This is a genomic window from Acinetobacter sp. UBA3461 (assembly GCF_002381195.1).
In the GTDB taxonomy this organism is placed as follows: Bacteria; Pseudomonadota; Gammaproteobacteria; order Pseudomonadales; family Moraxellaceae; genus Acinetobacter; species Acinetobacter schindleri.
The window spans coordinates 34,778-44,207 of record NZ_DFRO01000043.1 but is presented as its reverse complement, the minus strand read 5'-3'; the positions used below and the strand labels follow the sequence as shown (position 1 = coordinate 44,207).

The following is a 9,430-nucleotide window of genomic DNA, read 5'->3' as shown; positions in this document are numbered from 1 at the left end:
TACTAAGCCTGATCCAGAACAAATCAAGGCAGAAGCACTGGCAAAAGCGCAAGCTGAACAGCAAGCAAAAGCTGAAGCTGAGCAAAAACCAGTAGCGCCGAAACCAGCTGATGCACCAAAAACAGGTGCAAACAATGCCAGCAAAGCATTAGAAGCTATGCGTGCTGCTGCGAAACAAACCAGCGACAAGCAAGAAGTTTCTAAAGCGGCTGTAGTTGTAAAACGCAAATCTACAAACAAACCAATTGTGAAGCAGGTTGTTAAACCGACTGAAACTGCTGAACAGAAAAAAGCACGTGAAGCGCAAGCAGCACAACTTAAAGCTGTTGAAGAAGCTGCACGTCGTAAGGCTGCTGAAGAAGCGCAACAACGTACGCTTGAACAAATGCGTCAAATGGCGTCTAAGTACACAGCGGAAGATACCACAGCAACGATTCGTGTTGTTGATGATTCTCCTCTTGCTGCTGGTCTGGTTGGTCAAGCATACGAAGACTCTTTCGCAAAAGAAGACCGTGAAATTAAACGTGGTACGAACACGAATAATACTCGCTCATCTAAGAAAGGCGGTCGTCGTGGTGAAGAGCAATCTTTCCGTGATAACTCACATAAACGTGGTCTGAAAACAAGTCAATCGAACAAACATGGCTTCGAAAAACCTGTTAAGAAACAAGTTTATGACGTTGAAATCGGTGAAACGATTGTCGTTGCTGACCTGGCTGCGAAAATGGCAGTTAAAGTTCGTGAAGTTATCAAATCACTGATGAAAATGGGTGAACTGGTTACTCAGAACCAGGCGATTGACCAAGAAGTTGCTGCGCTGATCGTTGAAGAAATGGGCCATAATCCGGTACTGGTTTCTGAAACTGCAGCAGAAGATACGCTGATGGAACAAGCTGAAGAGGCGCGTGGTGTGCAATCTACACGTGCACCTGTTGTTACCATCATGGGTCACGTTGACCATGGTAAAACATCGCTGCTTGACCGTATTCGTCGTGCCAAAGTGGCTGCGGGTGAAGCGGGTGGTATCACACAGCATATCGGTGCCTACCACGTAACAACTGATAAAGGCATCATCACTTTCTTGGATACTCCGGGACACGCAGCATTTACAGCAATGCGTTCACGTGGTGCGAAAGCGACTGATATCGTGGTGTTAGTTGTGGCGGCAGATGATGGTGTAATGCCACAAACTGCTGAAGCAATTGACCATGCGCGTGCTGCGGGTACGCCAATCATCGTTGCGATCAATAAAATGGATAAAGAATCTGCTGATCCAGATCGCGTATTGAATGAATTGACGACCAAAGAAATCGTGCCTGAACAGTGGGGCGGTGACGTTCCTGTGGCCATGGTTTCTGCGCACACGGGTGCCGGTATCGACGAGCTTCTTGATCTGATTTTAATTCAGGCTGAACTTCTAGAGCTTAAAGCTTCTGAAGAAGGTGCTGCACAAGGTGTAGTTATTGAAGCACGTGTTGATAACTCTCGTGGTGCAGTAACGTCGATCCTTGTACAAAACGGTACCTTGAAAGTAGGTGATCTTGTTCTTGCAGGTTCATCATACGGCCGCGTTCGTGCCATGACAGATGAAAACGGTAAACGTATTCAATCTGCAGGTCCTTCGATTCCAGTGGAAATCTTGGGTCTTCCAGAAGCGCCAATGGCAGGTGACGAAGTTCTTGTGGTAAATGACGAGAAGAAAGCACGTGAAGTTGCTGATGCGCGTATGGATCGTGAACGTCAAAAACGTCTTGAGCGTCAATCTGCAATGCGTCTTGAGAACATCATGGCATCAATGGGCAAGAAAGATGTGCCGATTGTGAATGTGGTTCTGAAAACTGATGTACGTGGTACATTGGAAGCATTACACGTTGCGCTTGCTGACCTGGCAACCGACGAAGTTAAAGTACGTATTATTGGTTCAGGTGTAGGTGCAATCACCGAGTCTGACGTAACACTTGCTGAATCTTCTGAAGCTGTACTTCTAGGCTTTAACGTTCGTGCCGACAACACTGCGCGTCAAAAAGCAGATGCTGACAGTATCGATATCCGTTACTACTCAGTAATCTACCAATTGATCGACGATGTGAAAGCAGCCATGAGCGGTAAGCTTGCACCTGAACACCGTGAAACAATTCTTGGTGTTGCGCAAGTACGTGAAGTATTCCATTCTAGTAAATTTGGTGCAGCTGCGGGCTGTATGGTACTTGAGGGTACTTTACACCGTAACAAACCGATTCGCGTATTACGTGATGACGTGGTTGTGTTCCAGGGTGAACTTGAATCTCTACGTCGCTATAAAGAAGTGGTTGAAGAAGTTCGTGCCGGTATGGAATGTGGTCTTGCAGTGAAAGGCTATAAAGACATCAAACCTCTCGACAAGATCGAAGTGTATGATGTTCAACTGATTAAACGGAGTCTTTAATGGCGGGTAGTCAGCGTCTTAAGCGTATGGCTGATACGGTTCAGAGAGAACTCTCTGAACTGATTCGTCAGGAGCTTAAAGATCCACGTCTGGGTGGTCTGGTGACCATCTCGGCGGTGAAAGTCAGCCCTGATTTAGGCTATGCTGAAGTTTATGTGACTGTAATGGGTCGTGAACTGGGTGATGAGCAAAGTGAAGCGGCAAATAAAGAAACGCTGGATGTGTTAAACAAAGCGTCTGGTTTCTTGCGCCACGAACTAAGCCGTCGGATCAAGACACGTATTACGCCACGTCTGCGTTTCCATTACGACAAAACCAATGCATATGGTAACTATATGTTTGGTCTGATTGCTGAAGCTGTGAAGGATTTACCTCCAGCTGAAGACAAGAAAGATGAAGAATAAACACTGATCAAGTGTAATAAAAAAGCCACCTTCGGGTGGCTTTTTTATTGGGCATGAGGAATAAAGAAAAAGGAGTTTCGCTTATTTATACCCTCTTTTTATTTTTTTCCAGAAGGAAAATAGAGGGAAATGAAAGCGCTTACTATTTTAAATCCTCATCGCAGTTTTTCTTTTCAAAAAAAGCACGACGACGGGTTTTCTGCCAGGGTAGGGGACGTTCCAGTGCTTCCGGTACTTCACCACTCATTGAGCGCAAACGTAAGTGCAGTGCTGCCTGAGCCATCAGATTGGCCGAAACTGGTGCTGTAATAAAGGCAAACAGGGTAATCAGCACTTCAGCAAAACCAAAACGACCAAAGCTTGCAGAATAGATCATCGCAGCGATCAGAAAGCTACCGAGGCCCAGAGTGCTGGACTTGGTCGGTGCATGCAGGCGCATAAACAGGTCGGGTAATCGAACCATACCAATCCCGCCGACCAGCATAAAGAATGAACCAATCAGCAGGAAAATCGAGATCAGAATTTCTAGGTATAATTGCATCTGAGAACTCCTAATCGATCACATGGCCAGTGGTAAAGTAACGTGCCAGCGCAGCCGTAGAGACGAAACCTAACATTGCCACGAGTAAAGCACCTTCAAACATAAAGGTACTGGCCCAGTAAATACCGAGGATGACGACCAGACAGGTAGCATTCAGGAACAGAGTATCCAGAGCCAATAGTCGGTCCACAATTGAGGGTCCTATGACCAGACGTGCCAGACACAGGAACATGGAAATGGTCACGGCACCCAGACAAATCAGTAAGGCATAAGGCAAAATCGTCATGCATTTTCTCCAGTCTGAGCGCTAAAAATCTCAATCAGTGGACGTTCATAGCGCTGTTTGATAACTTCAATCTCAGCAGCTTCATCGTCGGTACTTAAGGCATGCACCAGAATGTCGCCACGATCCTGATCAATTCCGGCAGATACTGTACCTGGCGTTGTGGTAATGATCATTGCCAGTAAGGCATTTACTTCTTCATGTTCAGTATCCAAAGGAACACGGAACCATTTGGGATGCAAATTCTTGGTTGGCCCTAAGACCAGAATAGCGACTTTAATATTGGCAACAATAACGTCCCAGATCACCACAAAGAACAGACGAATGGCGGGTAGCCAGTGAATATTCGGTGTGTAGTCAATAAACCGGAATACCATTCGTGGGATTAGTACTGCAAGGACTAATGCGGTGACGAGTGTACCGGCATCCAGACTATGATTGAGTAAAGACCAGCTTACTCCGACAATGACGGAAACCAGTGGATGAGGGAACCAGCGGCGTAAGAACGATGCTTTCATTATGGTCCCTCCTGCGGTTTAAGCTGGTTATCACTTGGCGCATTTTTCTGTTCAATATACTGTTCATTGATCTGACGCTGTTTGAATTCAGAAATATTTTCACCTTCTAAAGTTGCCGGTGAAATTACATATGGAATCAGATGTGCATTTGGATCTGGATTTTCCCCACCATATTTGGTTTCAGGCAAATATTCCGGATCAAATGGCTGCACGCTAATGACCTTGCCTTCAGCATCACGTTTCAATAATGCCGCTTCATAGACTGGATTATCTTTAATTTGTACAGCAGTGCGATACACATAATTATAGACAGGTGAAGCAAATACCACATAGGCTGTCAGTCCGGCGAGCAACAGGTAAATCACCTTATCATTACGCAAAGGTGCCCGGCTTGGCAGGGTTTCGTACTGGGTAAAGGCTTCAGAATGGACATTATCATCCGGTTTGCTGGCGCGCCAGAACAGGATAAAACCAACCCGGGTAAAGGCTAGAATACTCAGCAAGCTAACCAGTAGCACCGTAATAATGATAATCATCTGATAAGGCGAGCCTGTCGTCGCTTGCAAGATAAAGACCTTACCGAAGAAACCACTAAATGGTGGCAGACCCGCCATCATCAAAGCAATGATAAAGTAGACTATCGATACCAAGGTATTCTGTTTCATCTGTGGTGCGATTTTAAAATGATCTTTAAATTCACCACGCTGAGAGGTGATCCAGCCGCTAAGCATATAGAAAGCAGCAGCAATCACGGTACTGTGCACCATATAGTACAAACCACCAGCCCAAGCTGCTGAATTATTCAAGGCAATTGCAATCAGAATAGTACCCACTGAAGACAGCAGCATAAAACCAATAAAGCGACGCAAACGATCTGTGCCAATAGCAGCCACAGCACCATATAAGGAGGTGATTAGACCGATGACCATCAGACAGTTCATCAGAATCTGATGGCTGTATTCATCATCAAAGACCGTACCATTGACCCGTAGGATGGCATAAATACCCACCTTGGTCATGATGGTAAACAGGGCTGCTACCGGTGTGGTTGCCACTGCATACGTTTTCGGAAGCCAGAAGCCGACAGGCAGCATGGCAGCCTTGATCCCAAACACCACAAATAACAGCAGTGCACCAGCGACTGCAATTTTATGCTGATCATTTTCCAGCGTTGGCATCAGTCGGGCAACGTCGGCCATATTTAGGCTGCCGACACTGCCATAGATCATGCCTAAGCCAATCAGAAACAGGGCAGAAGCCAGCAAGTTAATTGTGACATAGTGAATACCCAGCTGGAAACGAGCCTTGCCTTGACCATGCAGAAGCAGGACATAAGATGCCATCAACAGGATTTCAAAGAATACAAACAGGTTGAACAAGTCACCTGTGAGGAAAGCTCCACTGAGTCCCATCAGCAGGAAATGCATCATGGCATGGAAATAACGCCCGCGCATGTCCCAGTCACGACTGGCATACCAGATAATCGGCACAGCCAGTGCATAGGTCAATACCAGCATCAAGGCAGACAGCTGATCCAGAACCAGTACAATTCCAAATGGAGCAGACCATTCACTTAGGGTATAAACACTGATTTGTCCCTGACTGGTGCTTATCAAGTAACTGATCGAAACCACCAGGCCGAGCAGCGTCGAGACATGGCTGATGCCACGACGCCAAGGTTGACGCCAGTCTGTTGCCAGTGAACCTGCACCAGGATTGCCTAATAACAGCAGAATGAATGCAGTGAATGCTGGCAGGAGAATACTGAAAATAGGTGTATGTTGGACCCAGAAATTATAAAGATCAGTCATTAAGGCTCATCCTCACGTGGGTCATGGTTTGGTATTTCTTCTTTGGAATCAACGTGGTCTGTCCCTGATTCATAACGGCTGCGAAGTGCCAGCTGAACAATGAATGCCGTGGTGGCAAATCCGATTACAATAGCAGTCAGTACCAATGCCTGTGGCAGTGGGTCCGTAGTTTTGGTGGTTTCTGTAAGGACTGCAGGTGCATTGAGCTGAATACGTCCCATGGCAAACAGAAACAGGTTGACGGCATAACCGATCATTGCCAGACCCAATACTACAGGGAAGGTACGGGCTCGCAGGATTAGGTAGATCCCGGTTGCTGTCAGGAGTCCAATTGCAGAGACCAATAAAAATTCTAGACTGATCATTGCATTATCCTCTTGGTACCGGGCCAGTCATAGACGAGTGACGTGAATCCCCAAGCACAGAAATCATTAACATGGTCGCGCCGACCACGGTGACATAAACCCCGACGTCGAACAGCGCTGCAGAAGCCAGATGCATATCACCCAGTATTGGGGGATGGACATAAATATGTGCACTGGTCAGGAATGGACGTGACCAGAACCAAGCAGCAACACCAGTTAGGCCAGCAAACATCAAACCGCTACCAATCCAGATTTCATAGAGACGACCAGATTTGGCACCAAGCATTTTTTCTGCATGGTCCTGACCGATGGCAATGTACTGAATAATCAAGGCTAAAGAAGTCACCAGGCCTGCGATAAAACCACCGCCAGGCTGGTTATGGCCGCGCATGAAAATATACAGGCTCACCACCAGTGCAACTGGCAAAATCCAGGAAGCAGTAATTCGCAGCATCAGCGGGGAGGGGTTAAAACGATAAGTCAAACCTTGAGTAATGGTAGTACCATGGGCACGCATACCATCCATCAGGCTCAATACGCCAATCGCCGCAATACCGAGTACGGTGATTTCACCGAAGGTATCGAAACCACGGAAATCCACTAGAATCACGTTCACCACATTGGTGCCGCCGCCGAGCGGAATTGACTGCTGGGCAAAGAACCAGGAAATTGAATTATGATCTCGTGTCATAACGAGCCAGGCTACCCAGGCAATACTCAGACCACCTGTAATTGCAATAATGGCATCACGCCAGCGTCGGGTCGGGCTGGATTCATAAGGGGTGAGCTGTGGTAATAGAGACAGGCTCATCAGCAGCAATACTGTGGTAACTACATCAACGGTAATCTGGGTCAGGGCTAAATCTGGTGCCGAGAAACCGATAAAGATCATGGTCACGACCAGACCGACTGCACCGCTGATCAGTACGGCTTTAATCCGCTCGTGATGGAACCACAGCATCATCCAGCAGGCTGAGAATAACAGCAGCCATAAGATAATCGCTAAAGCCGGTGCATGGGTCAGTTCACGTGCGCCAGTACCAATCTGATGAGTCAGCAAAGGTACAGCAACCAGACCTATGGTAAAGATCACAATCCACAGCAGATAGCTTTGCAGTTTGCCATTTTCGGTGGCACGGCGGAAACGACGTGAATTTAGCAATAATGACTTTAAGAATAGATCAAATAAAATCCGGCCCTGAAATTTGCCCAAGCTCGGATCAAGATCAATTTCACGAATCAAGCCACCTTTGGCCAGCGAGAAATAGAACAGGATTCCACCAATCAGGGCGATTACACTCATTAAGAGTGGTGGGTTAAAACCATGCCAGATGGCAAGGTGGGTACCTTCAAACGCCAGGTTTTGTGTAGCAGCCCGGGTAGTGCTATTAACAATTTTCTCAACTAGTAAGGCAGGCAAAATACCGACCAGAATACATAAGGTTGCCAGTAAAGTTGCTGGCGCACGCATGCCAAATGGGGGTTCATGTGCATTTTTATTCGGTACATGGCGTCCAATTGGACCATCGAAGAATACACCGTGGACCAGACGAATCGAATAGGCTACCGCGAAAATACCGGCTAAAGTCGCGACAATGGCAGAGCCAATCATTACTGGACCACTTAGGTTGGCCAGCAGTTCAGTAAAGAACATTTCCTTGGACAGGAAACCATTCGTTAATGGGACACCTGCCATTGAGGCAGCAGTGATCATGGTAAGTGTTGCAGTAAAAGGCAGTAATTGCCATAAGCCGGACAACTTGCGTAAGTCACGTGTACCCGATTCATGGTCAATAATGCCGGCAATCATAAACAGTGCAGCTTTAAAGGTTGCATGGTTAATGATATGGAAAATTGCAGCAGCCACCGCGAGTGGTGAACCAATCCCCAGCAGACACATGATTAAACCAAGATGACTGATGGTCGAATAGGCCAGCAAGCCTTTCAGGTCTTCCTTAAAGATGGCAAAAAAGGCTGCCATGCACAGGGTAAATAGACCGATAAAGGTAACAATATTATGGAAGAGTGCCGCGCCAGCAAAAATTGGCAGCAAGCGTGCGACCAGAAATAAGCCCGCTTTTACCATCGTGGCAGAATGCAGATAAGCAGATACTGGTGTCGGTGCTGCCATGGCATTTGGCAGCCAGAAATGGAAAGGAAACTGCGCACTTTTGGTAAAGGCACCAAGCAAAATCAGCAGCAGGGTAGGTACAAACAGGCTATGCGATTGGATCAGCTCGGTCATCCCAAGGATCTGATCAATCTGATAAGTTCCTGTGATCTCGCCCAGTAAAACGAAACCACCCAGCATTGCTAGACCACCCATGCCGGTAATGGTTAACGCCATGCGTGAGCCACGTTGGGCCACTTCATAATTGCTCCAGTAACCAACCAGCAAGAACGAGGAGATACTGGTCAGTTCCCAGAAAATTAATAAAATAATCAGGTTATTCGACAAGGAAATGCCGAGCATCGCTGCCATGAACAGCATCAGCAGGATATAAAGTTTGCTGAGCGAGTTCTTCGGACTTAAATAATAGTAGGCATAAATAAAAATCAGGGTGCCGATGCCACTGATCAGCAGAGCAAATAATAGCCCCAGAGAATCCAGGCGGAAACTGAAATCAATACCAAGTTGAGGCAGCCATGACCAGCTTTCGCTAATGACTGCGCCATCTAGCACCGCAGGCGCCTGGCTGAGTAATAATGCAAAACTGCTGAGGCTGACACCAATGGCCCCTAAGGCCGTTACCCCGCGCGAAAATCTTTTCAGCCACGAGACAAGGGTTGTGCCTAATACTAACGGTAACAATATAATAATCGGCAGCACACTCGTATCCATTGTCGTGAATTAGGTCGTCATGAACCTAGGGTGAATCTTTATCTTTCAAGGATTACAGGAATGCAAGGAGCAGCCCAAATTTCTCAATCTTGAAAGCCAAATCGTATTCAAAGAATAAAAACAGTTGTATTGCGCAACTTATAAACGATAGCAAATTCCGATTTTACAATGAAAAATGCAAGTAATTCCGATCATATTACAGGATAACAACAACATCAATCTTTTTGTGTACGACTTAACA

General features: G+C 46.6%; 8 protein-coding genes. 2 read left to right on the top strand and 6 right to left on the bottom strand.

The features are described from left to right. The coding region (gene infB, locus B3D47_RS12485) for a translation initiation factor IF-2 (protein ID WP_286862283.1) at positions 1–2,425 on the top strand (2,425 nt) is incomplete at its 5' end. Beyond that, positions 2,425–2,829 carry a ribosome-binding factor A gene (locus tag B3D47_RS12480; protein ID WP_004810065.1) on the top strand — a complete coding sequence of 135 codons (405 nt, stop codon included), beginning with the start codon at positions 2,425–2,427 and terminating at the stop codon, positions 2,827–2,829. The genes infB and B3D47_RS12480, both read left to right, overlap by 1 nt. 142 nt (positions 2,830–2,971) lie before the next feature. Here B3D47_RS12480 and B3D47_RS12475 read toward each other — a convergent pair whose 3' ends face one another. From B3D47_RS12475 to B3D47_RS12450, 6 genes are read right to left on the bottom strand one after another with little or no spacing between them, the layout of a single operon-like run. Then, positions 2,972–3,370, bottom strand: a complete 399-nt coding sequence (locus B3D47_RS12475) for a Na+/H+ antiporter subunit G (protein WP_163164698.1) — start codon at positions 3,368–3,370, stop codon at positions 2,972–2,974. A gap of 10 nt (positions 3,371–3,380) precedes the next feature. Next, the gene (locus B3D47_RS12470; RefSeq protein ID WP_004810060.1) at positions 3,381–3,656 is read right to left on the bottom strand and encodes a monovalent cation/H+ antiporter subunit F; all 276 of its coding nucleotides are present in this window, start codon (positions 3,654–3,656) and stop codon (positions 3,381–3,383) included. Then, complete coding sequence (locus B3D47_RS12465; protein WP_004896311.1) at positions 3,653–4,171, bottom strand: Na+/H+ antiporter subunit E; 519 nt, start codon at positions 4,169–4,171, stop codon at positions 3,653–3,655. The genes B3D47_RS12470 and B3D47_RS12465 overlap by 4 nt, the downstream gene beginning before the upstream one ends. Beyond that, positions 4,171–5,982: a monovalent cation/H+ antiporter subunit D gene (locus B3D47_RS12460; protein ID WP_048881748.1), complete on the bottom strand. Its 1,812-nt coding sequence runs from the start codon at positions 5,980–5,982 to the stop codon at positions 4,171–4,173. Before B3D47_RS12460 ends, B3D47_RS12465 begins: the two co-directional genes overlap by 1 nt. Next, a complete protein-coding gene (locus B3D47_RS12455; protein ID WP_004896306.1) occupies positions 5,982–6,347 on the bottom strand; it encodes a Na+/H+ antiporter subunit C in 366 nt (121 codons plus the stop codon). Before B3D47_RS12455 ends, B3D47_RS12460 begins: the two co-directional genes overlap by 1 nt. Positions 6,348–6,351: 4 nt before the next feature. After that, positions 6,352–9,189, bottom strand: a complete 2,838-nt coding sequence (locus tag B3D47_RS12450) for a monovalent cation/H+ antiporter subunit A (protein WP_286862280.1) — start codon at positions 9,187–9,189, stop codon at positions 6,352–6,354. Positions 9,190–9,430 lie beyond the last annotated feature (241 nt).